Source organism: Roseitalea sp. MMSF_3546, from assembly GCF_030732865.1.
GTDB lineage: Bacteria > Pseudomonadota > Alphaproteobacteria > Rhizobiales > Rhizobiaceae > Roseitalea.
This window is the reverse complement of the sequence record NZ_JASHKB010000025.1, coordinates 1-22,852: the sequence shown is the minus strand read 5'-3', so window position 1 is coordinate 22,852 and position 22,852 is coordinate 1. Positions and strand designations below refer to the sequence as shown.

General features: G+C 66.9%; 21 protein-coding genes and 1 riboswitch. Of the genes, 11 read left to right on the top strand and 10 right to left on the bottom strand.

The features are described from left to right. Window positions 1–86: 86 nt before the first annotated feature. From RBB34_RS16375 to RBB34_RS16365, 3 genes are all read left to right on the top strand, one after another. Complete coding sequence (locus tag RBB34_RS16375) at window positions 87–350, top strand: hypothetical protein (protein WP_306120316.1); 264 nt, start codon at window positions 87–89, stop codon at window positions 348–350. Continuing rightward, entirely contained in the window at window positions 347–1,237 is an 891-nt protein-coding gene (gene pdxY, locus RBB34_RS16370) for a pyridoxal kinase PdxY (RefSeq protein WP_306120315.1), read from the top strand. Before RBB34_RS16375 ends, pdxY begins: the two co-directional genes overlap by 4 nt. A 117-nt stretch (window positions 1,238–1,354) precedes the next feature. Continuing rightward, window positions 1,355–1,750: a hypothetical protein gene (locus RBB34_RS16365; protein WP_306120314.1), complete on the top strand. Its 396-nt coding sequence runs from the start codon at window positions 1,355–1,357 to the stop codon at window positions 1,748–1,750. A 66-nt stretch (window positions 1,751–1,816) separates the two neighbouring features. On the opposite strand, the gene phaR is transcribed toward RBB34_RS16365, so the two are convergent. Beyond that, the gene (gene phaR, locus RBB34_RS16360) at window positions 1,817–2,419 is read right to left on the bottom strand and encodes a polyhydroxyalkanoate synthesis repressor PhaR (protein WP_306120313.1); all 603 of its coding nucleotides are present in this window, start codon (window positions 2,417–2,419) and stop codon (window positions 1,817–1,819) included. A gap of 263 nt (window positions 2,420–2,682) precedes the next feature. On the opposite strand from phaR, the gene RBB34_RS16355 reads away from it, so the two are divergent. Both RBB34_RS16355 and phbB read left to right on the top strand, forming a co-directional pair. Beyond that, a complete protein-coding gene (locus RBB34_RS16355; RefSeq protein WP_306120312.1) occupies window positions 2,683–3,858 on the top strand; it encodes an acetyl-CoA C-acetyltransferase in 1,176 nt (391 codons plus the stop codon). Window positions 3,859–3,955: 97 nt separating this feature from the next. Beyond that, window positions 3,956–4,678 (top strand): acetoacetyl-CoA reductase, encoded by a 723-nt coding sequence (gene phbB, locus RBB34_RS16350; RefSeq protein ID WP_306120311.1) that lies wholly within the window; start codon window positions 3,956–3,958, stop codon window positions 4,676–4,678. 71 nt (window positions 4,679–4,749) lie between these two features. On the opposite strand, the gene RBB34_RS16345 is transcribed toward phbB, so the two are convergent. The 3 genes from RBB34_RS16345 to RBB34_RS16335 all read right to left on the bottom strand — a co-directional run bounded on the left by RBB34_RS16345 (window position 4,750) and on the right by RBB34_RS16335 (window position 7,705). Further along, a complete protein-coding gene (locus tag RBB34_RS16345; protein WP_306120310.1) occupies window positions 4,750–6,591 on the bottom strand; it encodes an ABC-F family ATP-binding cassette domain-containing protein in 1,842 nt (613 codons plus the stop codon). Window positions 6,592–6,715: 124 nt separating this feature from the next. Further along, window positions 6,716–6,979, bottom strand: coding sequence for a hypothetical protein (locus RBB34_RS16340; RefSeq protein ID WP_306120309.1), 264 nt, complete (start codon window positions 6,977–6,979; stop codon window positions 6,716–6,718). A gap of 66 nt (window positions 6,980–7,045) precedes the next feature. Then, a complete protein-coding gene (locus RBB34_RS16335; RefSeq protein ID WP_306120308.1) occupies window positions 7,046–7,705 on the bottom strand; it encodes a thiamine diphosphokinase in 660 nt (219 codons plus the stop codon). A 96-nt stretch (window positions 7,706–7,801) separates the two neighbouring features. Beyond that, window positions 7,802–7,902: riboswitch (TPP riboswitch) on the top strand. Window positions 7,903–7,957: 55 nt separating this feature from the next. On the opposite strand from RBB34_RS16335, the gene thiB reads away from it, so the two are divergent. From thiB to RBB34_RS16315, 4 genes are all read left to right on the top strand, one after another. Next, window positions 7,958–8,992, top strand: coding sequence for a thiamine ABC transporter substrate binding subunit (gene thiB / locus RBB34_RS16330; RefSeq protein WP_306120307.1), 1,035 nt, complete (start codon window positions 7,958–7,960; stop codon window positions 8,990–8,992). A gap of 25 nt (window positions 8,993–9,017) precedes the next feature. Beyond that, window positions 9,018–10,649 (top strand): ABC transporter permease subunit, encoded by a 1,632-nt coding sequence (locus tag RBB34_RS16325; RefSeq protein ID WP_306120306.1) that lies wholly within the window; start codon window positions 9,018–9,020, stop codon window positions 10,647–10,649. A 74-nt stretch (window positions 10,650–10,723) separates the two neighbouring features. Further along, entirely contained in the window at window positions 10,724–11,392 is a 669-nt protein-coding gene (locus RBB34_RS16320; RefSeq protein ID WP_306120341.1) for an ATP-binding cassette domain-containing protein, read from the top strand. Window positions 11,393–11,611: 219 nt separating this feature from the next. Then, complete coding sequence (locus RBB34_RS16315; protein ID WP_306120340.1) at window positions 11,612–13,009, top strand: M48 family metalloprotease; 1,398 nt, start codon at window positions 11,612–11,614, stop codon at window positions 13,007–13,009. A 69-nt stretch (window positions 13,010–13,078) separates the two neighbouring features. Here the strand turns inward: RBB34_RS16315 and RBB34_RS16310 are convergent, their stop codons facing one another. The 5 genes from RBB34_RS16310 to RBB34_RS16290 all read right to left on the bottom strand — a co-directional run bounded on the left by RBB34_RS16310 (window position 13,079) and on the right by RBB34_RS16290 (window position 19,181). After that, window positions 13,079–13,945, bottom strand: a complete 867-nt coding sequence (locus RBB34_RS16310; RefSeq protein WP_306120305.1) for an RNA polymerase factor sigma-32 — start codon at window positions 13,943–13,945, stop codon at window positions 13,079–13,081. Between the two features lie 226 nt (window positions 13,946–14,171). Then, a complete protein-coding gene (locus tag RBB34_RS16305; RefSeq protein WP_306120304.1) occupies window positions 14,172–14,747 on the bottom strand; it encodes a CarD family transcriptional regulator in 576 nt (191 codons plus the stop codon). 325 nt (window positions 14,748–15,072) lie between these two features. Next, a complete protein-coding gene (gene fdxA / locus RBB34_RS16300; protein WP_306120303.1) occupies window positions 15,073–15,411 on the bottom strand; it encodes a ferredoxin FdxA in 339 nt (112 codons plus the stop codon). A gap of 168 nt (window positions 15,412–15,579) precedes the next feature. After that, window positions 15,580–15,993 carry an RNA-binding S4 domain-containing protein gene (locus RBB34_RS16295; RefSeq protein ID WP_306120302.1) on the bottom strand — a complete coding sequence of 138 codons (414 nt, stop codon included), beginning with the start codon at window positions 15,991–15,993 and terminating at the stop codon, window positions 15,580–15,582. Beyond that, a complete protein-coding gene (locus RBB34_RS16290) occupies window positions 15,990–19,181 on the bottom strand; it encodes a helicase-related protein (protein ID WP_306120301.1) in 3,192 nt (1,063 codons plus the stop codon). The genes RBB34_RS16295 and RBB34_RS16290 overlap by 4 nt, the downstream gene beginning before the upstream one ends. A gap of 579 nt (window positions 19,182–19,760) precedes the next feature. Between RBB34_RS16290 and RBB34_RS16285 the strand changes: the two genes are divergently transcribed. After that, window positions 19,761–20,561, top strand: coding sequence for a metalloregulator ArsR/SmtB family transcription factor (locus tag RBB34_RS16285; RefSeq protein WP_306120300.1), 801 nt, complete (start codon window positions 19,761–19,763; stop codon window positions 20,559–20,561). A 7-nt stretch (window positions 20,562–20,568) separates the two neighbouring features. Here the strand turns inward: RBB34_RS16285 and RBB34_RS16280 are convergent, their stop codons facing one another. Next, window positions 20,569–21,282 (bottom strand): TlpA disulfide reductase family protein, encoded by a 714-nt coding sequence (locus RBB34_RS16280; protein WP_306120299.1) that lies wholly within the window; start codon window positions 21,280–21,282, stop codon window positions 20,569–20,571. Between RBB34_RS16280 and argH the strand changes: the two genes are divergently transcribed. Continuing rightward, window positions 21,281–22,708: an argininosuccinate lyase gene (gene argH, locus RBB34_RS16275; protein ID WP_306120298.1), complete on the top strand. Its 1,428-nt coding sequence runs from the start codon at window positions 21,281–21,283 to the stop codon at window positions 22,706–22,708. The two genes, RBB34_RS16280 and argH, sit on opposite strands and share 2 nt — an antisense overlap. Window positions 22,709–22,852 lie beyond the last annotated feature (144 nt).

Genomic DNA, 22,852 nt, shown 5'->3' with positions numbered 1-22,852 from the left:
GTGTCTGCACCCCTGGGGCGACTAAATCGGGACCATAGCAAAGCCATTGCGGTTTGCAGCACAAAAAGGCGTGTGGATGTATGCCGATGGCAAAGCCCGATGGCACCGACAAGCAGGACGAACGCGAGCGCGAGGCGCGCAAGGCGCTCGAGCGCGTGCACCGCGATTCGGAAGTGGTCGGCCAGTCCTCGCTGGTGCGCGCGGCGGGGCGGGCGCGCGAGCACATGGCCGGTGCCGATGCCGACCCCGAGGACAAGGCAGAATTGTGGGGCAAGCGGGTCGGGCGTGCGCTGTCGGTTGTCGCGTTCGTGGCGCTGGCGATCTGGCTCATTGGGTATCTGCTCGGATGACCGCGGAGATCGCAGGTGGAACAGGCGCGGTCGCGGTGATCTCGAGCCATGTGGCGCGCGGCGCGGTGGGCAATCGCGCGGCGGTCTTCGCGCTCGAAACGCTGGGCTTTCCGGTTATCGCCGTGCCGACCGTGCTGCTGCCCTGGCATCCGGGCCATGGCGCGGCGACGCGCATCGTCCATGACGATGCGGTGTTCGGGCGGTTCATGGCCGACCTGACGGGCGGGCCGTTCGCAGGCGAGATCGGCGCGGTGCTTTCGGGCTATCTGGGCTCGGCGCGGCAGGCGGAGATCGTCGCCGAGGCGGTCCAGACCTTGCGCGCGGCCAACCCGGCCCTCCTTTTCGTCTGCGACCCGGTGATCGGCGACGAAAACGGGCTCTATGTTCCCGAAGCGGTGGCCCGCGCCATCGGTGACCGGCTGGTCCCGATCGCCGACATCGCCACGCCCAACCGGTTCGAACTGGCCTGGCTAACCGGCCGCGCGATCGCAACCAACGCGCAGATCGTCGACGCCGCCCGGGCGCTCGGGCCGACGCAGGTGCTGGTCACCAGCGCCCATGCCGAGGCGGCCGGTCACATGAGCAATCTGCTGGTCGCAAGGTCCGGCGTGATCGAGGCCAGCCATGCGGCGATCGACACCGTGCCCAACGGCACGGGCGATCTGACGGCGGCGCTGTTTCTTGCGCGCCGGCTGGCGGGGTATCGCGATCCGGAGGCACTGCGGCTGGCGACGGCCTCGGTGCACGATCTGCTGCTGCGCACGGCGCTGCGCGGCGCCGACGAGCTGACATTGGCGGCCGATGCGGCCGTAATCGCCACGCCCTCGGCGCAGGTCGCCGTCCGGTCCATGCCCGATGGCCAGCGCGAAGCGGCGGGTAGCCGCTGACATCGGCCGACATGCCGGACGCGCGTGCCTTGCGCCCGCCCCGGAGCGAGGATACACGCTTACCGCCGGGCTGCCCGATGGCCCGATTGATGGTTTCGGACCGCCGGAGACACAGCCATGCTGGCGCATATCCCGCTGATGATCATCCCCTTCATCGCCTACAATGCGATCGCCCTGACCTCGGCGAGCGGCAATCCCTGGGTCGGCGAGGTGGCGACCTTCTCGCTGATCTCGACGGGCGTGTGGATCATGACGCTGGGCGATGTGATGCTGCTGGTGGCGCTGTTCTTCCTGTTCGTGGAGATCATCAAGTCGACGCGCACCTCGAATGCCTCTGTCGTCGACCATCTGCTGTCGACGCTGGTGTTCGTGGCGTTCCTGGTGGAATTTCTCGTCGTCCCGGCGGCGGCGACCTCGGTGTTCTTCCTGATGACGGTAATGGCCGCGGTCGACCTGATGGCCGGCTTTTCGGTTTCGATCCGCTCGGCCGGGCGGGACGTGTCGATCGGCTGAGGGGCCGGTCGTCGTCCGTATCTCGTTGGCCGTGTCGAATCGACCGACGACCCCCGGACCGGCTCCTCACCCCATCTTGTCCAGCTTGCGCTGCATTTCGGCGATCTGCTCGCGCATGGCCTGAAGATCGTCGGCGCTTGCGTCCTCGCCATTGGCGGTCTGGCTGCCGCCGGAACCGGGTTGCATCTCCGAGAGCACGGTGAACGGATTGAACATCTTCATGGCCTCCTGGAACATGGCCATGTTGCGCTCGGTCTGCTCGCGCATCATCTGCTGGCTGGTCGCCATGACGTCCATGGGCGACTTGCCGATCATGTCGGTCATCTGCTCGCGGATGCGCTCCTGCTCCTTGGCGAAGGCCGCCATGGAATGCTCGAGGTAGCTGGGCACGACCATCTGCATCTGGTCGCCGTAAAACGAGATCAACTGGCGCAGAACCGAGACCGGCAGCATGGTCTGGCCGGATTTGGCTTCCTGCTCGAAGATGATCTGGGTGAGCACCGAATGGGTGATGTCCTCGCCCGACTTGGCGTCCTGGACGGTGAAGTCGATGTCCTCCTTGACCATGGTGGCCAGGTCGTCGAGCGTCACATAGGTGCTGGTGCCGGTGTTGTAGAGGCGCCGATTGGCATATTTCTTGATGATGGTTGCGCCGTCGTTCTTGGCCATTGCGACCTCCTCTATCGGCATCGGGCCATGTCAGCGCCCCTGACATTTATGTCGCTCGATGAAACAGTAGCGTGGGATTTGGCCGAATTCAAAGCGTTTCTTGCAACGCACCAAAGCGCTCGCAGCATGGTCGATGCTGCAGGTCTTCCATCTTCGCCTATAGCCCTTTACCCAATAGGCATGTGCCAGAATCTGTGGCAAACCACGCCCGCGGCAAGCGCCTTGCCGTGTCGTAACCGTCAGCTTGTCCGAGGAGACGCATCATGCAGCCAATCGTCATCGCCAGCGCAGCGCGCACGCCCGTCGGCGCGTTCAACGGATCGTTCGCCACCGTTCCGGCGCACGAGTTGGGCGCGACCGCGATCAAGGGCGCGCTGGAGCGCGCAGGCGTCGATCCGAAGGAAGTCGACGAGGTGATCATGGGGCAGATCCTCGCCGCCGGCGAGGGGCAGAACCCGGCGCGCCAGGCGGCGATGGAGGCCGGCTGCCCGCAGGAGACGACGGCCTGGGGCATCAACCAGCTCTGCGGTTCGGGCCTGCGCGCGGTGGCGATCGGCATGCAGCAGATCGCGCTGGGCGACGCGGCGATCGTGGTCGCCGGTGGCCATGAATCCATGTCCATGGCGCCGCACTGCCAGCACCTGCGCGGCGGCACCAAGATGGGCGACGTCAAGCTGGTCGACACCATGCTCAAGGACGCGCTGATGGATGCGTTCTATGGCTATCACATGGGCAACACGGCCGAGAACGTGGCGCGCCAGTGGCAACTCACCCGCGACCAGCAGGACGAGTTCGCCGTCGCCTCCCAGAACAAGGCCGAAGCGGCGCAGAAGGCCGGCAAGTTCAAGGACGAGATCGTCGCCCACACCGTCAAGCACCGCAAGGGCGAGACGGTCGTCGAGGAGGACGAATACATCAAGCACGGCGTGACGATGGACGGTGTCGGCAAGGTCCGGCCGGCCTTCGACAAGGAAGGCACGGTCACGGCGGCGAACGCGTCTGGCATCAATGATGGCGGCGCGGCGGCGGTGCTGATGAGCGCGGCGGAAGCCGAAAGGCGCGGCATCACACCGATGGCGCGGATCGTCTCCTGGGCGACCGCCGGCGTCGACCCGCAGATCATGGGCACCGGGCCGATTCCCGCCTCGCGCAAGGCGCTGGAGAAGGCCGGCTGGAAGGTCGACGATCTCGATCTGGTCGAAGCCAACGAGGCCTTCGCCGCCCAGGCCTGCGCGGTCAACAAGGACATGGGCTGGAACCCCGAGATCGTCAACGTCAATGGCGGCGCGATCGCCATCGGCCATCCGGTCGGGGCTTCGGGCGCGCGCGTGCTCAACACGCTGCTGTTCGAAATGGCCCGCCGCGACGCCAAGAAGGGCCTTGCCACGCTGTGCATCGGCGGCGGCATGGGCGTTGCGATGTGCGTGGAACGGGATTGATCCACACGTCGGTCGTGGTTCGTGGGTCGTTGGTCGAAGGGCCAGTCGACGGGCGAGCGACGACCGACGACCGACTCTAGAGGGAGGAGAACCAATCATGAGCAAAGTGGCGCTTGTCACGGGAGGAACGCGCGGGATCGGCGAGGCGATTTCCAAGGCGCTGAAGGATGCCGGCTATACGGTCGCGGCCACCTATGCGGGCAATGACGAAAAGGCCCGGGCCTTCACCGAGGCGACCGGCATTGCGACCTACAAGTGGAACGTCGCCGACTATGACGAATCCAAGGCCGGCATCGAGAAGGTCGAGGCCGATCTCGGCCCGATCGAGGTGGTCGTCGCCAATGCCGGCATCACGCGCGACGCACCGTTTCACAAGATGACGCCCGAGCAGTGGAAAGAGGTGATCGACACCAATTTGACCGGCGTGTTCAACACCATCCATCCGGTCTGGCCGGGCATGCGCGAACGCAAGTTCGGCCGGGTGATCGTCATCAGTTCGGTCAACGGCCAGAAGGGCCAGTTCGCGCAGACCAATTACGCGGCGACAAAGGCCGGCGACATCGGCATCGTGCGCAGCCTCGCCCAAGAGGGCGCGCGCAACAACATCACGGTCAATGCGGTCTGCCCCGGATACATCGCGACCGAGATGGTGATGGCGGTGCCCGAAAAGGTGCGCGAGCAGATCATCGCGCAAATCCCGGCCGGGCGGCTGGGCGAGCCCGAAGAGATCGCCCGCTGCGTGGCTTTCCTGGCCTCGGACGATGCGGGCTTCATCACCGGCTCGACGATCTCGGCGAATGGTGGGCAGTTCTTCAGCTGATGCGGCATGCCACCGGCTTGGGCGGCCAGGCGATTGAACCGATGTCAGTCACATGACTGACTTGTAATCGCTCACCCCTCGAGCTCCTCGCGCAGGAGCTCGATTTCGAGCCACTTTTCTTCCTTTTCGGCCTTTTGCCGCTGCAGCGTCTCGAGCCTTTCGGCCGCCCTGGCAAACCCGTCCGGGTCGCGGGCGAAGAAATCGGGGCGGGCCATTTTCGCTTCGAGCGCGGCGATCTCGGCGGTCGCCGCCTCGATCTCGCCGGGCAGGGTTTTGAGCGCATGCTTGTGCTTGAAGGAAAGCCTAGCGGGCGCGGCGGCCGGCTTTTGCGGCTTGTTCTTGCGCGGTTCGGACTTCTCCCGGCGGGCGGCCTTGCCGGCATCGCCCTTTCCGGCTTCGCCCTTGCCCGCACCGTTGCCGCGCTGGGCCACCATGTCCGAATAGCCGCCGGCATAGGTGAGCCAGCGGCCCGGCCGCTCCGGGTCAGGCGCGATCACGGCATTGACCGTGCGGTCGAGGAAATCGCGATCGTGGCTGACCAGCAGGACCGTGCCGTCGAAGTCGGCGATCATTTCCTGCAGCAGGTCGAGCGTTTCCATGTCCAGATCGTTGGTCGGCTCGTCGAGCACCAGAAGGTTGGCCGGCCGCGCCAGCAGGCGCGCGAGCACGAGCCGGGCCTTTTCGCCGCCTGACAATTCGCGAACCGGCGTGCGCGCCTGCTCGGGCTTGAACAGGAAATCCTTCATGTAGGAGGCGACATGCTTCTGCTCGCCGCCGACGACGAGCGACTGGCCGCGTCCGTCGGTCAGGAAATGTTCGAGGGTTTCGTCGGGGTCGAGCGCGGCGCGGTTCTGGTCGACGACAGCCGTATGCAGACTGGCGCCGTGGCGCAGGCGGCCGGCATCGGGCGCAAGATCGCCGGTCAGGAGCCGCACCAGCGTCGTCTTTCCTGCGCCGTTCGGGCCGACAATGCCGATGCGGTCGCCGCGGTGCACACGGATCGAGAAGGCATCGACCAGCCTGCGTTCGCCCACCGTCTTACCGATCCCTTCGGCCTCGATGATCAGCTTGCCCGAGCTCTCGGTGCCGGTCGGCGCGAGCTGTGCGTTGCCCTGGGCGCGCTCGTGCTCGCGGAAGCGCCGGCGCAGGTCGTGCAGACCGGCAAGGCGCCGCTGGTTGCGCTTGCGCCGCGCGGTCACACCATAGGTCAGCCAGTGCTCCTCGCGGACGATCTGCCGCTTGAGCTTGTGCAGTTCGCGCTCTTCCTCCTCGAGCGTCTTCTCGCGCCAGGCCTCGAAGGTGGCAAAACCGTGACTGTTGCGGCGCACCGCGCCACGGTCGAGCCAGAGCGTGACGCCGCTGGTATCTTCCAGGAACCGGCGATCGTGCGAAATGATGATCATCGCCGATGCCGAGCGGGCAAGCTCGCCCTCCAGCCACTCGATGGTCGGCAGGTCGAGATGGTTGGTCGGTTCGTCGAGCAGCAGGATGTCGGGCCGGGGCGCGAGCGTTCTTGCGAGCGCGGCGCGGCGCGCTTCGCCGCCGGACAGCCCGGTCGGCGCCCTGGCCGGGTCGAGCCCGAGCGCGTCGAGCATCATGTCGGCCCGGAATGGGTCGTCGAGTGGGCCAAGCCCGCTCGCCACGTAATCGTGCAGGTTTAACCGGTCGCCGAAGTCGGGCGCCTGGGGCAGATAACGCAACGTCGCATTGCGCTCGGTCGTCACGGTTCCGGACGAGGGTTCGACCAGACCCGCGGCGATCTTCAGAAGGGTCGACTTGCCGGAGCCGTTGCGGCCGACCAGCGCCATTCGCTCTCCGGCATGCACGGAAAACGACACCGCTTCGAGCAGCGGCTTGCCGCCAAAGGTCAGCGTGATGTCTTCAAGCCGCATAAGCGGCGCGGCTGCGGCCATGCCTCGCCATCATTCGCCCAACGACCGTCCGGTCGGTCGGACCGGACGGCCATCAATGCCTCAAACGGTCAGGCAAGCCCCGTCTGATGCGGGTCCTGCCTGGACACGGACAATTCCGAACCGGTCAGGGGCAGTCGCCGATGAAGGTGTTGCCGGTGTTCGGATTGCGGTAACGGCAGGTGCGGCCGTTGTCGAGCGTGTCGAGCAGCACGCCGGCGGCGGCGCCGGTCACCGATGCGGCAATGATCTGGCCTGTCGAACCGCCCGTCACGGCAGCGATGCCGCCACCGAGCGCAGCGCCGGCTGTCGCCCTTTGTTCGCCTGTCGTGCAGCCTGCCAGCATGGCGCCAGCAAGGAACATGGCGGCAATTGTGGTTACAATTTTCATGGTATCGTCTCCTGTGTTACCACTGCCAATGTCTACCCCGTCTACAGGATCGAGGTGTGTGAACGGTCACACCGCCAACGTCGCCAACATGGCAGCGGTTCCCGACCCGAGTGTGACGGCCATGTTTTGACGCGCAATGTTGGACAGAGTCAATGAGCTTCCTTGCGCAACCTCGACGCCGTCGAGCGGCCAGTCGGCGCCCGAGATGGTCAGACCGGTCAACGTCGTCAGCGGGATGATCGAGAACACCGTGCCGGCGGGAAGGCCGGGCGCCAGCGTCTGACCGGGCAGGATCGGGCGGGCCTCCTCGATGCCGCTGGTCAGGATGATCGCGGTCCCGGTCCGGCGCGCCAGCGCGTCGGCGTAAAGGATGTGAAACAGCATGTGGTCGCTGCGCGTTCCGCCCAGCGCGCCGCACAGGATGAGTTCGCGCGCCCCGCTTTCAAGGGCATGCTCGATCGCCAGTTCGCCATCGGAGATCGACTTGCGCCAAGGGTGATCCCGGCGCGGCACGTGGTTGTTGCGGGCGCGCAGCTCGGCCGGCGCGGAATCGAAGTCGCCGACCCAAAGGACCGGCTCCAGCCCCAGCGTCTGGGCATGGCGCATGCCGCCATCGGCGGCGATGGCGACCGCGCCCTCGAGCTGGGCGGCGAGGCGCGCGGTGGGCACCAGATCGCCGTCGAGAAGGACGGCAACCCTTTGGGGACTGGCAAGTCGATCGTTCATGGCCGCCCATAGCGCGCCAGGGCCGCTGTCGCCAAGAGCGCCCTTTGGCACGGGCGGAGCGGCCTTGTCGGGCGCGGGACGCGATGCTAGATCGTGGGAGCGCTAACGGGGTGCCGACAACGGCTGAGAGGCGTCATCGCCAACCCGAGGAACCTGATCCGGTTAGCACCGGCGTAGGGATTAGACGCGGGCTCGGGCCGACGGTCCGACGGCGCCTCATCCCCGATCGAAACGAATGAAGGAGGTGCCGCCATGCACGGCCATTTTCGCGTAGCGTCCAGCGCCATTGCGGCGGTCGCCATCGGCGTCGCCGGGCCCGCCCCGGCGCTCGCCCAGGAGGCGGACGCCGAACGGCAGACCCTGACCGTGTACACCTATGACAGCTTCGCCGCCGACTGGGGGCCGGGTCCGCAGGTGGAGGAGGCGTTCGAGGCGCAATGCGATTGCGACCTGCAATTCGTCTCCGTCGCCGACGGTGTGGCGCTGCTCAACCGGCTGCGGCTGGAGGGCGGGCGCACCGATGCCGATGTCGTGCTCGGTCTGGACACCAATCTGATGGCCGAGGCGCGGCAGACGGGCTATTTTGCGCCGCACGGACTTGAGCTTGGCGAACTCGACGTGCCCGGCGGCTGGAACAACGACATCTTCGTGCCGTTCGACTACGGCTATTTCGCCGTGGTCTACGACACCGAGGCGATCGCCGATCCGCCGGAGTCGATGGCCCAATTCCTTTCGCTCGACAGCGAGCACAAGATCGTCATCCAGGACCCGCGCACCTCGACGCCGGGACTGGGGCTGATGCTGTGGATCCGGTACCTTTATGGCGAGGACGCACCGCAAGCCTACGCCGAGCTCGCCGAGCGGGTGCTGACGGTCACGCCCGGCTGGACCGAGTCCTACGGCCTGTTCACCGGCGGCGAGGTGCCCATGGTGCTGTCCTATACGACGTCGCCGGCCTATCACATGATCGCCGAAGGCACCGACCGATACCAGGCGATGGCCTTTAAGGAAGGTCACTACATGCAGATCGAGGTCGCCGCGCAGACCGTTCAGGGTTCCGACAATCGGCTGTCGCAGCAATTCCTCGCGTTCATGACGGGTCCGCAATTCCAGTCGATCATCCCCGAAACCAACTGGATGCTGCCGGTCGCCGAGACCGCCGGCCCGCTCGATCCGGCCTTCGACCGGCTCGTCGACCCCGAAAGGGCGCTTCTGTTCGACCCCGAAACCGTGGCCGAGAACCGCGACGCATGGGTCGATGAATGGCTCGAAGCGTTCAGCCGGTGACGGCCGCACCGCGATGATCGCCTCGATGCGCGCCCTGCCGGCCGCCTGGCTGGCCGGCGGGTTCCTGGTCGCGCTGTGCGCGGTCGCCATCGGTGCGCTGGTCGCACAGGCCGCCGCGCCCGGGGCCGGCGCGGCGATCGCCGGCCATCTGAGCGATCCGACCGTCTGGCGCGCGGTGCGCTTCACGCTGTGGCAGGCGGCGCTTTCGACGCTGATCTCCGTGGTCCTTGGTATCGCCGTTGCCCTTGCGCTGCATGAATGGCGCGACAATGCCGTGCGCCGCGCCATCCTGGCGCTGTTCGCGCTGCCGCTCGCCCTGCCGCAGATCGTCGCCGTGCTGGGGGTCGTCGCCCTTTATGGCGAGCGCGGCTGGCTGACCGGCGCATTCGGCGCCGCCGGCATCGACTTGCCGACGATCTATGGCCTGCCGGGCATCCTGATCGCGCATGTGTTCTTCAACCTGCCGCTCGCCGCACGGATCGTCTTCGGCGCGCTGGCCACGATCGCGCCCGAGTATGAGCGGCTGGCGAGCCAGCTCGGCATGGGGCCGGTCAGCCGTCTGCGCTTTGTGCACTGGCCGCTGATACGTCCGGCGGCAGCGAGCGCCGCATCGCTGGTGTTCATGCTGTGCGTGACGTCCTTCGCCGTGGTGCTCACGCTCGGCGGCGGGCCGCGCGCGACGACGCTGGAGGTGGCGCTCTACCAGGCGCTGACCTTCGATTTCGACGTGCTTCGGGCCGTGGTGCTGACCTTTCTGCAGCTTGCCGTGACGTTCGCGGCCGTGGCGCTGCTGGCGGGCGCTGGCGGTTCGGTGGAGGCGGGGTTCTCCGTTGCCGGCGAGCGCGCGCGCCGGCCGATGCGCGCGGACCGCCGGGTGTGGCTTGTCGCGGTGCTCTTGCTGCCCGCGCTCGCCGCCGTTTTCGTCGTCGGCCCCTTCATCGCGGTCACCGTGGGCGGGCTGGCGAGCGATCTTGCCGGGCTCGCCGGACAGGCGGCGGTGCGCGATGCGGCCGCGACCAGCCTGACGCTTGGCGCATCGGCCGCCCTGCTCGCGCTGATGCTGGCGTTTGCGCTGTGCAGCGGCGTGACCGTGCTGGCGGGCCGACGCCGGTTTCACGGCGCCGCATCGCTGACCGAGCAGGCGCTCGCGCAGGCGCCTTCGCTGATCCTGGTCGTCCCGCCCATCGTCATCTCGGCGGGCTGGTTCATCGCGCTGCGCCTTGTCAGCGATGTCTACGCCGCCGCTCCCTATATGGTGGTCGCGGTCAATGCGGCGATGGCCATGCCGTTTGCGGCGCGCATGCTGCTGCCGGCCATGCTCGCCTCGGCCGAGCGCCACGGCAGGCTGTGCGCCCATCTGGGCATTTCGGGCCGGGCACGCTGGCGGCTGGTGACCTGGCCGGTATTGCGGGCGCCACTGATCGCCGCGCTCGCCTTTGCCTTCGCCCTGTCGCTGGGCGATCTCGGCGTGATCGCGCTGTTCGGCTCCAACGAGGTGCAGACGCTGCCCTATCTGATCCTGCAGACAATGGGCAGCTATCGCACGCAGGACGCTGCCGGGCTGGCGCTGATCCTGACGGCGATGACGATGACATCGATGCTGGCGGCCGAGCATTTCGCGCGCCGGCGCGGCGACCGCGGGAGCCGGCGGCGATGAAGGCGGACGACGATCGCGGGGTGATCTGCGAGGATCTCGGCTTTGCCTACGGGACCGGGGCCGGCGCCACCCGCATGCGGTTCGACTGCGCCTTCGCATCGGCCGCCATCACCGCCGTGATGGGTCCGAGCGGGTCGGGCAAGTCGACGCTGATCTCGCTGATCGCGGGATTCGAACGGCCCTTGAGCGGGCGCGTGCGTATCGGCGGGCGGGACGTGACAAGCCTGGCGCCGGCCAACCGGCCGGTCTCCTGCGTCTTTCAGGAGAACAATCTGTTCGCCCATCTGGATGTGCGAACCAATGTGGGCCTGGGCATTTCGCCGCGCATGCGCCTTGATGCGCGGGACAGGGCCCGGCTGTCGGAGGCGCTGACCCGCGTCGGGCTGGCCGGCTACGAAGCGCGCAGGCCCGGCGAATTGTCGGGCGGCGAGCGCCAGCGGGTGGCGCTGGCGCGGGCGCTCGTGCGGGCCTGTCCGGTGCTGATCCTGGACGAGGCGTTCGGCTCGCTGGGACCGGCCTTGCGCCTGTCGATGCTCGATCTGGTGGCCGATCTGCACAGATCGACGGCAATGACGGTCATCATGGTCACCCACGAGCCGGAGGACGCGCGGCGCATCGCCCGCGACGTCGTCTTCCTGGCCGAAGGTGCCGTGCATGCGCAGGGGCCGCTCGGCAATGTGCTCGAGATGGATGACAATGGCGTGGTGCGCGCCTATCTTGGTCGACATCAGGGCCGCAGTTGACGCGGTTTTGACAGATTCGGCGCGCATGACGATGCCAAGGTCACCGGCATGTCACGCTCGTTAACCATGAATTAGTCATAACTGGCTTGATTTGGGCATGTCGGCGTGATCGCCGCAGGGGTGCGCATAGTGAAAAGCTTCAGTGCCATGATTGCCGGCCGTCTGTGGCGCGTGGTCGGCGTGGCCACGCTCGGCGCGGCGGCCAGCGGCTGCGTGTCGATGGCGGATCTGGGCTCGCAGGCTGGCGTGTCGCCCTCGAACCGGCCGGTGGTCGCCGACAATGTACGCTCCGGCCGGCTTGCCCGAATGGGCGCGGCACAGCATCCGCGGATTCTGGCCTCCTATGGCGGGGAATACGCGGACACGCGGCTCGAGCGCATGGTCGCGGGCATCGTCGGCGAACTGGTCACGGTCTCGGACAATCCCGGCCAGGTATACCAGATCACCATTCTCGATTCGCCGGTGATCAACGCCTTCGCCCTGCCGGGCGGCTATCTTTACCTATCGCGCGGGCTTCTGGCCGTGGCCAACGATTCGGCGGAGCTGGCCGCCGTCATTGCCCACGAAATGGCGCATGTGACCGCCAATCACGGCATATTGCGTCAGCAGAAGGAGGCCGAGGCCGAACTGGCCGGGCGCGTCGTCTCCGATGTCCTGACCGACAAGGCGGCCGGCAAGCGCGCCCTCGTGCGCGGCAAGATCGCGCTGGCCCAGTTTTCGCGGAACCAGGAGCTGGAGGCCGACGCGATCGGCATCGCGGCGATGGGTGAAGCGGGCTTCGATCCCTATGCGGCGGCCGATTTCCAAAAGGCGATGGGTGCGTTCAACAGTTTCAAGAGCGGATCGGGCTCGCAGGAGAACAGCCTCGACTTCCTGTCCACCCACCCCTCGACGCCGCAGCGTGCCGCGCTGGCGCTCGGCCATGCGCGCAAGTTCGGCCCGCGCGGCGTGGGCAGCCGCGACCGCGCGGCCTATCTGGCGGGCATTGACGGCATGCTCTTCGGCGACAGCCCCGACGAGGGCTATGTGCGCGGGCAGACCTATGCCCATGTCGGGCTCGGCGTCGCGCTCGACTTTCCGCCCGATTTCCAGATCGAGAACCGGCCCGAGGCGGTGCTCGCCGCGCGCGCGAGCGATGGCGCGGGTATCCGGTTCGATGGGGCCGACGTGCCGCGCGGGCAGTCGCTGACGGCCTATCTGAGGAGCGGCTGGGTGGAAGGGCTGCTGCCGGAGACCGTGCGGTCGCTGAGGATCAACGGGCTCGATGCCGCAACGGCACAAGCGAGCGTCGGGCGCTGGCAGTTCGATGTCACGGTCCTGCGGGCGCGCGGCGAGGTGTACCGCATTCTGGTTGCCGTGCCGGTCGGCGCGCCGGGGCTGGCCGATCTCGCCGCCCAGAGCCGGCAGGGTTTCCGGCTTCTGTCGGACGCCGAAAAGTCCGGGCTCCGGCCGTTGCGGCTGCGCATCGTGCGTGCCGAACGGGGCGACACGGTCGGTTCGATCGCAGCGCAGATGCAGGGCGCGACCGATTTGCCGGGCTTTTTCCGCGTGCTCAACGGGCTCGAACCCGGCGAGGACGTGCAGGCCGGCGAACTCTACAAGATCGTCACCCAATAGTGCGAAGCACCGAGCCGAAACGGCAAGCGGGCCGCCGCCGGACCGAACGGCAGCCGGCCGGTTGCGTGATCACCCATAGGTGGCTGCAACGGCCGGATTGTCCCTGACAAGCGCGGTGCGCAGCTTTTCCAGCGCCCGGTTCTCGATCTGGCGGACCCGCTCCTTGGAAATGCCAAGCTCGGTGCCCAGCGATTCGAGCGTCGCGCCCTCCTCGGACAGGCGGCGCCGGGCAATGATCCGCATTTCGCGGTCGTTGAGCACGCCCATGGCTTCGCGCAGCCAAACGGAGCGGCGCTCGGTGTCGATGCTCTCTTCGACCAGTTCGTCCTGCAGGGGACGGTCGTCGACGAGGAAATCCATGCGCGAAGCTCCGCTCTCCTCGTCATCGGAAACCGGCGCGCTCAGCGAGGTATCGGGGCCGGACAGGCGCGAATCCATCAGCGCGACGTCCTTTTCGGCAACGCCGAGCGCCTCGGAAATCTGCCGGTACATGGCCGATTGCGAAACGGGCCGGCTGCCGCGCGCGAGCTTGGCGCGCAGACGGCGCAAGTTGAAGAACAGCGCCTTTTGCGCCGAGGAGGTGCCGCCGCGCACGATCGACCAGTTGCGCAGGATGTAGTCCTGCATGGATGCGCGGATCCACCATGTCGCATAGGTGGAAAAACGCACCTCGCGCTCGGGCTCGAAGCGGGCCGCCGCCTCCAGCAGGCCGACATAGCCTTCCTGGATGAGATCGCTCATTGGCAATCCGAAGCTGCGGAACTTGGCGGCCATGGAAATGACCAGCCGCATATGGGCAGTGGTGATCTTGTGAAGCGCTTCCTGGTCGGCAGCCTGTTTCCACCGAACAGCGAGGCTTTGTTCCTCGTCGCGTTCCAGGTAGGGGGCCTGCATGGCCATGCGGACCATATCGCGTCGTGCGGGCTCTGACTTCATCGCGGTCTCCCTTGCACGCTTGACTTGAGCGCTATGGGAGATACGCGACGAAAGTCGGATCGGTTCACATCACGAAGCCGTGATGCAAGCGTGGAAACGGCCGCGAACGCGATTCGCCCGGCGATTCCAGGTCGCTAGAGCGGGCCAAAAAAACCGGCCGGGAGGGCCCGGCCGGCTGAAGGCTTCGAAATTCCGGCACGGCCGCGGCACGCCGGGTCGATGCGGTTCAGGCCGCCTGTTCCTGCGAGCCGGCCTCGTCGTTCTCGGCCTTGGCGGCGCGCTTGGGACCCATCTTCAGATTGGTCTCGATCAGGCGCACGGCCTCGGTCTCGGAAACCTTCTTGACGGCAGCGATCTCGCGCGCCATGCGGTCGAGCGCGGCCTCGAAGAGCTGGCGTTCGGAATAGGACTGCTCGGGCTGGTTCTCGGCACGATACAAATCGCGCACGACCTCGGCGATCGAGATCAGGTCGCCCGAATTGATCTTTGCGTCATATTCCTGCGCGCGGCGCGACCACATGGTGCGCTTGACCCGGGCACGGCCCTGCAGGACCTTGAGCGCACGGTCGACGAAGCCGCCCTCGGCCAGCTTGCGCATACCGATGGACAGGGCCTTTGCGACGGGAACCTTCAGGCGCATCTTGTCCCTCTGGAACTCGATGACGAACAGTTCGAGCTTGTGGCCGGCCACCTCCTGCTCTTCGATGGCCGTGATCTGTCCGACGCCATGGGCCGGATAGACGATGAATTCGTTGGTCTTGAATCCCTGGCGCTGCGAGGTCTTCTTGGGCGAAGCTGCCATATTGTTGTTACTCCCTGTCCGACCCCGTGGGCCGTCGCTCCAGTTGCTCTCATGCCGTTCGGCAACACCGTTTGCACGCACGAAAATGCCGCGAAGAACCCGTTGCGGAGGACATAACGCTCCTCCGTGCAACCGATTTGACCCGGCTCAATACCTCTTGGAATAGCGCAACTGCGCGCCAAGCATCGTGGCTGAAAACGACATTAATACACACATAGCACGAAAACGTGCGTTTTTCAATGGTTTGGGTTGCGCTGCGGCGTCCCGACGCGGCTCTGTTCACAGCCCGTCGACCGGCCGCGCGCCCGAACCTGCCCGATTGCCGTCAGTCGCCTTCGCCGGGCTCGGCCGAGAAGAACGCCTCGAACTTGCCCGGCTTGCCGTCATAGTCGTCGGCGTCGGGCAGCGGATCCTTCTTCATGGTGATGTTGGGCCACTTCTCGGAATATTCGGTGTTGAGCTTGAGCCATTTGTCCAGACCGGGCTCGGTGTCGGGCTTGATCGCGTCGGCCGGGCATTCTGGCTCGCACACCCCGCAGTCGATGCACTCGTCGGGATGGATGACGAGCATGTTCTCGCCTTCGTAAAAGCAGTCGACCGGACACACTTCCACGCAATCGGTGTATTTGCAGCGGATGCAGTTGTCGGTCACGATGTAGGTCACGGTGTCACTCCAGGTTTACACGCCGCAAAGTTGACTTAAGAGGTTTTGTTTTCGGCCGCAACCGCCTCAGGGGTGGAGATCGGTGGTCGCCTTGGCACGATTTAGAATGATTCCATTGTGAGCGAAAGGCGGCAAGGAACGCCATTGCAGGGGTTGCGCCCGATGGCGTCAGATATTGCCGCGCAGGCGGTCGGTGGCGCGACGCTCCTTCTTGGTCGGACGGCCGCTGCCGGTCTCGCGGACGGGGCCGAGCCGGTCGAGCGGCGATCGGGCGCGCTCGGGCGGCGGCGGGCTGAGATCCTCATACAGCATCCGCGCCTCGGTCGCCGGGCCGCGACGGCTGCCGCAACGGGCGATGCGGTAGACGAGCACGCGCCGTGCGAGGTTGATGGTCAGCACGTCGCCGCTCTTGACCGTGCGGCTGGGCTGGGTCGCCTTTTCGGCGTTGACGCGCACCTGGCCGGCGCCGACGAGACGGGCGGCCAGCGACCGCGACTTGACCACCCGCGCAAAGAACAGCCACTTGTCGATGCGCTGGCGATCGGCGCCGGATGTCGCCTGGCCGCCGGGCTCGGTGGTCATTTCTTCATCTGATCCTTGAGCGCCTGCAATTTCGCGAAGGGCGAATCGGGGTCGGCGGGCCGCTCGACCCGCTTGGGCGGGCGCGCGGTCACGGTGCGAGGGGCGTCGTCAGCGCGCTTGCGGCCGGGCTTGCCGGGGCGGTTGGCCGGCTTGCCCTTGCCCTTGCCCTTGCCCCTGGCATTTCGGGTGCGCGGCGGCCGGTCCTCTCCGTCGGCGGTGCGGCGGCCACGGTGGCGGTCGCCGCGCCGTTCGAAACGCGCCTGGCGCCAGACGAGCACGGGCGGTTTTTCCTCCTTGTGTGCCGATCCTTCCGGTGCCGCGCCTTCCGGGGACGGTTCGGGCGACTTCGCCGGCGGCTCACCATGCGCGGTCGCATCGCCATTGGGCCGGACATCGGGTCCCTGTGCCGCTGCGGACGGTGCGGACGGTGCGGGCGCCGCTTCGGGCAGTGCAGCGCCTGCGGGTGCTTCGCTCGCGCCGTCCGGGCCGGCTTGCGTGGCGGTAGCGGCAGGCTGCGGTGCGGATGGTGTCGGCATTGCGGCGGTGTCCGCCTGGGGCGGCGTCTGCGTGGCAGGCCCGGGCGCCTGGTCCGGCGCCTGTTCGGACGCCGCTCCGGCTTCGCCGTCGGTGCGCGTGTCGCCGGTCGTGGCGGGCTGTTGCTGCTCGGCGGGCTTCGGTGCGTGCTCGGCGCGCAGCGCGGAAATGGCACTTTCGGCCGCCTCGGCGTCGACCTTTTCGTGGCGATAGCCGAGCGCGTTGAGCACTTCGCTCATGTCCTCGGCGGTGGCGCCCAGGATCGACAGCATGGCCGGGGTGACGACGAAGCGGCCATCGCCATAGGCGCCGTCGGGCAGGGCGCTGCCGGGTTTCCAGAAGATGCAGGGCCGGATCAGGTCGGCAAGGCGCTCGAGAATGTCGATGCGCACCGCGCGCGGGCCGAGATGGCGATAGCCGGCGAGCTTGTAGAAGGTGCGCTCGAAGCTCTCGTCGGTGACGAGCGAGGTGCGGCCGCTGGCCAGAAGATTGACGACATCGCCGTAGCCGGGCTTGTCGCGCGCGTCGTTCCTGACCGCCCAAAGAAGCGTCATCAGCCCGGCCGGGGCGGGCTTGATCAGCGCCGGCACGAAGATGTGATAATAGCCGAAGCGCACGCCGTAACGGCGCAGCGCGGCGCGGCCGTCCTGGTCGAGCGACTTGATGTCGCCGGCAATGTCGCGGCGCTGGGTGATGCCGAAATTCTCGATCAGGCGGAACGCGATGCCGCGGGCGATGCCGGACAGTTCGTCGGCCTTCTTCAGGTCGGTCAGCGGCTTGAGATGGGTCTCGATGTGATGGCTGACGAAACGCTGCGCCCGGCCGCGCACCTTTTCCTGCGCCGGGCCGGTGAACTGTTCGTCGGCCAGAAGGACCAGGTTGGGCGTCAGCCAGTCCTCGCCGGCGGTGAGCGAGGCCACCGGGGCGCCGAGCCAGCGCAGATAGCCGTCCATGCCCAGCGCGAAATCGGCATTGGGCGCGGCGGCGAAACGGTCGGCGCGCGCCTCGAACTCGGCAGCCAGGGCCTTCTGGGCGGCGGCCTTGATCGCCCGGGCATCCTCGCCCTCCGCGCTCCTGTCGGCGGTGAAGCGAAAGCCGTCCAGCTTCCCGACATGGTGGCCCTCGACGGTCACATCGCCGGCCTGGCTGATTTCAGCGTCCATGGTCGTGTTCTCTTTAAGGCGCTTGATGAGCACGGAAGTCCTGCGATCAACGAAGCGTTTCGTCAAGCGCTCGTGCAGGGCGTCGGAGAGTTTGTCTTCGATGATGCGGGTCTTTTCGCGCCAATGGGCGGGGTCGGCGAGCCAGTCGGGCCGGTTCGACACGTAGGTCCAGGTGCGGATCTGCGCGATGCGGTGCGAGAGCGTGTCGATCTCGCCATCGGTGCGATCGGCGCGGCGCACCTGGCTGGCCATGTAGTCCTCGTCGACATGGCCGCGCTCGACCAGATCGCCGAAGATGGTCGAGATGATGTCGGCGTGCTGGGCCGGCGCGATCTTGCGATAATCGGGCAGCGAACACACCTCCCAGAGCCGCTCGATCGTCTCGGGCCGGTCGCACAGCCGCGCGATCTGCTCGTCGCGGGCGAGAAATTCGAGCGCGCGCTGGTCGACCGCGGGCAGGGCACGGGTCAGGCCGGGCGCTTCGGGTGGCTGCTCGAGCGAGGCCTTGAGTGCGCCGAGCGAGGTGAAGTCGAGCTGCCGGCTGCGCCACTGCAGCACCTTGAGGGGGGAAAAGTCGTGCGACTCGATGCGCTCGACCAATTCGTCGTCGAGCGGGGGCACGCGGGCCGAAACGCCGAACGTGCCGTCGCGGACATGGCGGCCGGCGCGCCCGGCGATCTGCGCCATTTCCGGCGGCGTGAGGTCGCGGAAGGTGTGGCCATCAAATTTGCGCAACTGGGCAAAGGCAACGTGATCGACATCGAGATTGAGACCCATGCCGATGGCGTCGGTGGCGACCAGATAGTCGACGTCGCCGGACTGGAAAAGCTGGACCTGCGCATTGCGCGTGCGCGGGCTGAGCGCGCCCATCACGACGGCGGCGCCGCCGCGCTGGCGGCGGATGAGTTCGGCGACGGCATAGACCTCGTCGGCCGAGAAGGCGACGATTGCCGACCGCCGCGGCAGGCGGGTCAACTTGCGCGGTCCGGTGTAGGACAGGGTCGACATGCGCGGGCGGGAGGCGACGCCCACGCCCGGCAGCAACTGGCGCAGGATCGGCGCGGCGGTGCCGGCACCGAGCAGCAGCGTCTCCTCGCGACCGCGGATGTTGAGCAGGCGGTCGGTGAAGATGTGGCCGCGCTCGAGATCGCCGGCAAGCTGCACCTCGTCAATGGCCACGAAGGCCGCGTCGGTCTCGCGCGGCATGGCCTCGACGGTGCACACCGAATAGCGCGCCCTGGGCGGGGCGATCTTCTCTTCGCCGGTGATCAGGGCGACACTGTCGGTGCCAACCCGTTCGGCGACACGGCCATAGACCTCGCGCGCCAGCAGCCGCAGCGGCAGGCCGATCACGCCGGAGGAATGGGCGACCATGCGCTCGATGGCCAGATGCGTCTTGCCGGTATTGGTCGGGCCCAGGATGGCCTGCACGCGATCGCCGGCGACACGTGCCGGTGCTGCGCTCATCGGGTTCGGAAATCGGGCGGTCATGGAAAAGTGCTTTGGCCAGTGATGATCGCCGTCGGGCCCCGGTCGACACGCTGGGCCCTCTTGCAGGCGCGCAGATAGGCACTCAAGCGTGCTTCGCCAAGGCGGGGCGGGTCAACCGCCGACAACCGGAACGAGTCTGGAACGAATCGGTGACGAATCGCTGACTCGCATGGGTTGCATATTTGTTCCGCTCCAGATGTGGGGGGCCGTCGCCGAACCGCCACCAATTGTGGACGGCGTCGCGCGCGAAAAACCGGGTGCGAAAGCGGTCGCGCGGCGCTGCGCGAAAGCTATGCCGCAGATCGCGGCCAGCCTGGTTAACATGTTGAATTCAAATCGTTTCCTTTACCGGTTGTTAACCATGCCCGTTAGGACTTCGGCAAGGTCTCGTTAACGTTCGGAACCGCGCGCGAACGAATCGGCGACGAATCGGCCCTTGCGCGGTGTTAGCGCTTTGTTCCTACCATATCTGGGGCACTGCCGCATGCGCGGGCACAACTTTGACGATTCGTTGCGCTGCGGAATGGGCGTGCGGGTCGGCAAAGGTTAACGGAGAGGCCGCGATTTCACGTGACCGTATTGACACGTGACTTAATTGTCACCTATGCTGGCGCCGTGGATGCGATCTTCAAGGCGCTCGCCGACGACACCCGGCGCAAGCTGCTGGACATGCTTCGCAGGAAGGATGGCCAGACGCTGTCGGAGCTCGAACGGCAATTGGGCATGAGCCGGTTCGGCGTCATGAAGCACCTGAAGGTGCTGGAGGAAGCGTCCCTTGTGGTGACGCGGCGCTCGGGGCGCTTCAAGCACCACTATCTGAACGCGGTCCCGCTCCAGCAGGTCATCGACCGGTGGATCGAGCCGCTGGTGCAAAAGCCGATGGCCAGGATGGCCCTCGATCTGAAGGCAGAGCTGGAAGGAGACCGACCCATGACGACGGCCACGCAGACAAAGCCCGATTTCGTGCTGGAGACCTTCATAAGGACAACGCCGGAGGCGCTGTGGGACGCGCTGACCAGCGGCGAGAAGACCCCGCATTTCTATATCGCCGGGGCAAGGCTGAACACCGAACTGAAAAAGGGCGGCCGCTTCGACTATCACGGCCCCGACGGCAGCCTGATGCTGGGCGGCGAAATCGTGTCGATCGAGCCGATGAGCCGCATCGAGATGACGTTCGAGCCCGTCTGGGGCGAGGACCGCCGGGCTTCGCGCTATGTCTACGAGATCGAACCGCAGGGCGAGACCTGCAAGTTCACCATCGTGCACTACGATCTGCCGGCCGATCAGGACGGCGTGCGCGAAGGCTGGGCGCGCATCGCCTCGGGCCTGAAGACCTATCTGGAGACCGGCGAGCCGAGCCCGTTCGTGCAGGCGGCCTGAGCGCGGGTCAACGCGACCGGTTCGCGGCGATCGCCGCGTCGATCATCTCGAAGGCGTCCGGGCTCGACCAGTGGGCGGGTCCGTTCATGTTGGCGATCACGCAGCCATTGTCGTCGACCAGCAGCGTCACCGGCAGACCCAGCGCCAGGCCCTGGCGGCGCATGGCGTTGAACACTTCGATCGTCGGGTCGTGATAGAAGGCAAGGCGCGACACACCGATCTCGTCGAGGAAGGCGCGCGGCTTTGCGTCCGAGCCGCCATCGACCGAAATCGCCACCACCGCGAAGTCGTCGCCGCCGCGTTCGGCCTGAAGCGTGTCGAGCCAGGGCATCTCCTCGCGGCAGGGCGCGCACCAGGTCGCCCACAGATTGATCAGCCGCAGCCGGGCGCCGGTGTCGGCCAGGGTGATCGTCTCGCCATCGCCGTCATTGAAGGAAAGCTGCGAGAGGTTTTCGGGATCGGATCTGAGCGCCATGGCGGCGATGTCGCCGGTCAGGTGCGGCTCGATGGCCGCCGCGACAGGCCCGTTCGCCACGCATCGGCCGGCGCTCGTGGTCGCCGCCGCGTCGACGCCATTGCCAGAGGACCCGACGGTCCCGTATATGCCCGCCGAGCCCAGCGCCGCGGCGACGCCGATCACGATCGCGGTCAGGGCGCCCAGCGTCCACTTGCGCCGTGTCGGCGACGGTTTTTCTTCCCTATTGGCAGACGGGTCTTCCATGTCCAGTTCATCCAAGCAAAACGAGGCCGATGCGGCTGCATCCAATTCGATGTGGGGCGGACGGTTCGCAACCGGGCCCGCCGCGATCATGGAGGAGATCAACGCCTCGATCGACTTCGACCGGGCCCTTTATGTCCAGGATATCGACGGGTCGGTCGCCCACGCCACCATGTTGGCACGCACCGGCATCATTTCCAGTGGCGACCGTGACGCAATCGTCGACGGGCTGAACACGATCCGTTCAGAGATCGAGGCAGGCCGGTTCACCTTTTCGCGCGCACTCGAGGACATCCACATGAACATCGAGGCGCGGCTGGGCGAACTGATCGGACCAGCCGCCGGGCGACTGCACACGGCACGCTCGCGCAACGATCAGGTGGCGCTCGATTTCCGCATGTGGGTGCGGGCCGAACTGGAAGAGACAGCGCAAGCGCTGAAAGCGCTGATCACCGTGTTCGTCGACCGCGCCGAGGCGGAGGCCGGCACGGTCATGCCCGGCTTCACCCATCTTCAGACCGCGCAGCCGGTCACCTTCGGCCATCACTGCATGGCCTATGCCGAAATGTTCGGCCGCGACCTGTCGCGGGTCAGGGACGCGCTCGAACGGCTGGACGAATGCCCTTTGGGCGCGGCCGCCCTCGCCGGCACGGGCTTTGCCATCGACCGGCAGATGACCGCCGAGGCGCTGGGCTTTTCGGCCCCGACGCGCAATTCCATCGACACGGTCTCGGACCGGGACTTCGCGCTGGAATTCCTGTCGGTCGCCTCGATCTGCGCGACGCATCTGTCGCGACTGGCCGAGGAAATCGTCATCTGGTCGACGCCGCAGTTCGGCTTCGTTGCGCTGTCGGATGCCTTTTCCACCGGCTCGTCGATCATGCCGCAGAAGAAGAACCCGGACGCGGCCGAGCTGGTGCGCGCCAAGACGGGGCGGATCAACGGCGCGCTGGTCGCGCTGCTGACGGTGATGAAGGGCCTGCCGCTCGCCTATTCCAAGGACATGCAGGAGGACAAGCAGCAGGTCTTCGATGCCGCCGCCTCGCTCGGCCTTGCGCTGGCGGCGATGACCGGCATGGTCGCGGACATGCAGATCGACCGGGCCGCGATGCGCAAGGCCGCCGGGGCGGGTTATTCCATCGCCACCGATCTGGCCGACTGGCTGGTGCGCGAACTGGGCCTGCCGTTCCGCGAGGCCCATCACGTCACGGGCCGGGCCGTGGCGGTCGCGGCCGCGCGAGGCGTCGGACTGGAACGGCTGTCGCTCGACGAATTGCGCGCGATCCATGACGGGATCACCGAAGATGTGTTCTCGGTGCTTTCGGTGAAGAAGTCCGTGGCCAGCCGGACGAGCTTCGGCGGCACCGCCCCGCGCGAGGTCAAGCGCCAGGTCCGCCATTGGCGGCGCAAGCTGAAAAAGATGGAGTGATGCTTCGGGGGCTCGCATGATCACCCCACCCTTCGCCTTTTGCCGCCGCCCTTCGCCTCGCGCCACGATCACCGTATCCTGAGCCAGGTTCGGACTTGGCGATGGGCCATGGTGCTGGCGTCCCCTCCCACGCATGCGGGGGAG

Bases quoted from the DNA above. Each gene is read 5' to 3' on its own strand.
- RBB34_RS16375 (WP_306120316.1), top strand. From the start codon at position 87: ATGGCAAAGCCCGATGGCACCGACAAGCAGGACGAACGCGAGCGCGAG.
- pdxY (WP_306120315.1), top strand. From the start codon at position 347: ATGACCGCGGAGATCGCAGGTGGAACAGGCGCGGTCGCGGTGATCTCG.
- RBB34_RS16365 (WP_306120314.1), top strand. From the start codon at position 1,355: ATGCTGGCGCATATCCCGCTGATGATCATCCCCTTCATCGCCTACAAT.
- phaR (WP_306120313.1), bottom strand. From the start codon at position 2,419: ATGGCCAAGAACGACGGCGCAACCATCATCAAGAAATATGCCAATCGG.
- RBB34_RS16355 (WP_306120312.1), top strand. From the start codon at position 2,683: ATGCAGCCAATCGTCATCGCCAGCGCAGCGCGCACGCCCGTCGGCGCG.
- phbB (WP_306120311.1), top strand. From the start codon at position 3,956: ATGAGCAAAGTGGCGCTTGTCACGGGAGGAACGCGCGGGATCGGCGAG.
- RBB34_RS16345 (WP_306120310.1), bottom strand. From the start codon at position 6,591: ATGGCCGCAGCCGCGCCGCTTATGCGGCTTGAAGACATCACGCTGACC.
- RBB34_RS16340 (WP_306120309.1), bottom strand. From the start codon at position 6,979: ATGAAAATTGTAACCACAATTGCCGCCATGTTCCTTGCTGGCGCCATG.
- RBB34_RS16335 (WP_306120308.1), bottom strand. From the start codon at position 7,705: ATGAACGATCGACTTGCCAGTCCCCAAAGGGTTGCCGTCCTTCTCGAC.
- thiB (WP_306120307.1), top strand. From the start codon at position 7,958: ATGCACGGCCATTTTCGCGTAGCGTCCAGCGCCATTGCGGCGGTCGCC.
- RBB34_RS16325 (WP_306120306.1), top strand. From the start codon at position 9,018: ATGCGCGCCCTGCCGGCCGCCTGGCTGGCCGGCGGGTTCCTGGTCGCG.
- RBB34_RS16320 (WP_306120341.1), top strand. From the start codon at position 10,724: ATGCGGTTCGACTGCGCCTTCGCATCGGCCGCCATCACCGCCGTGATG.
- RBB34_RS16315 (WP_306120340.1), top strand. From the start codon at position 11,612: ATGGCGGATCTGGGCTCGCAGGCTGGCGTGTCGCCCTCGAACCGGCCG.
- RBB34_RS16310 (WP_306120305.1), bottom strand. From the start codon at position 13,945: ATGAAGTCAGAGCCCGCACGACGCGATATGGTCCGCATGGCCATGCAG.
- RBB34_RS16305 (WP_306120304.1), bottom strand. From the start codon at position 14,747: ATGGCAGCTTCGCCCAAGAAGACCTCGCAGCGCCAGGGATTCAAGACC.
- RBB34_RS16295 (WP_306120302.1), bottom strand. From the start codon at position 15,993: ATGACCACCGAGCCCGGCGGCCAGGCGACATCCGGCGCCGATCGCCAG.
- RBB34_RS16290 (WP_306120301.1), bottom strand. From the start codon at position 19,181: ATGACCGCCCGATTTCCGAACCCGATGAGCGCAGCACCGGCACGTGTC.
- argH (WP_306120298.1), top strand. From the start codon at position 21,281: ATGTCCAGTTCATCCAAGCAAAACGAGGCCGATGCGGCTGCATCCAAT.
- RBB34_RS16280 (WP_306120299.1), bottom strand. From the start codon at position 21,282: ATGGAAGACCCGTCTGCCAATAGGGAAGAAAAACCGTCGCCGACACGG.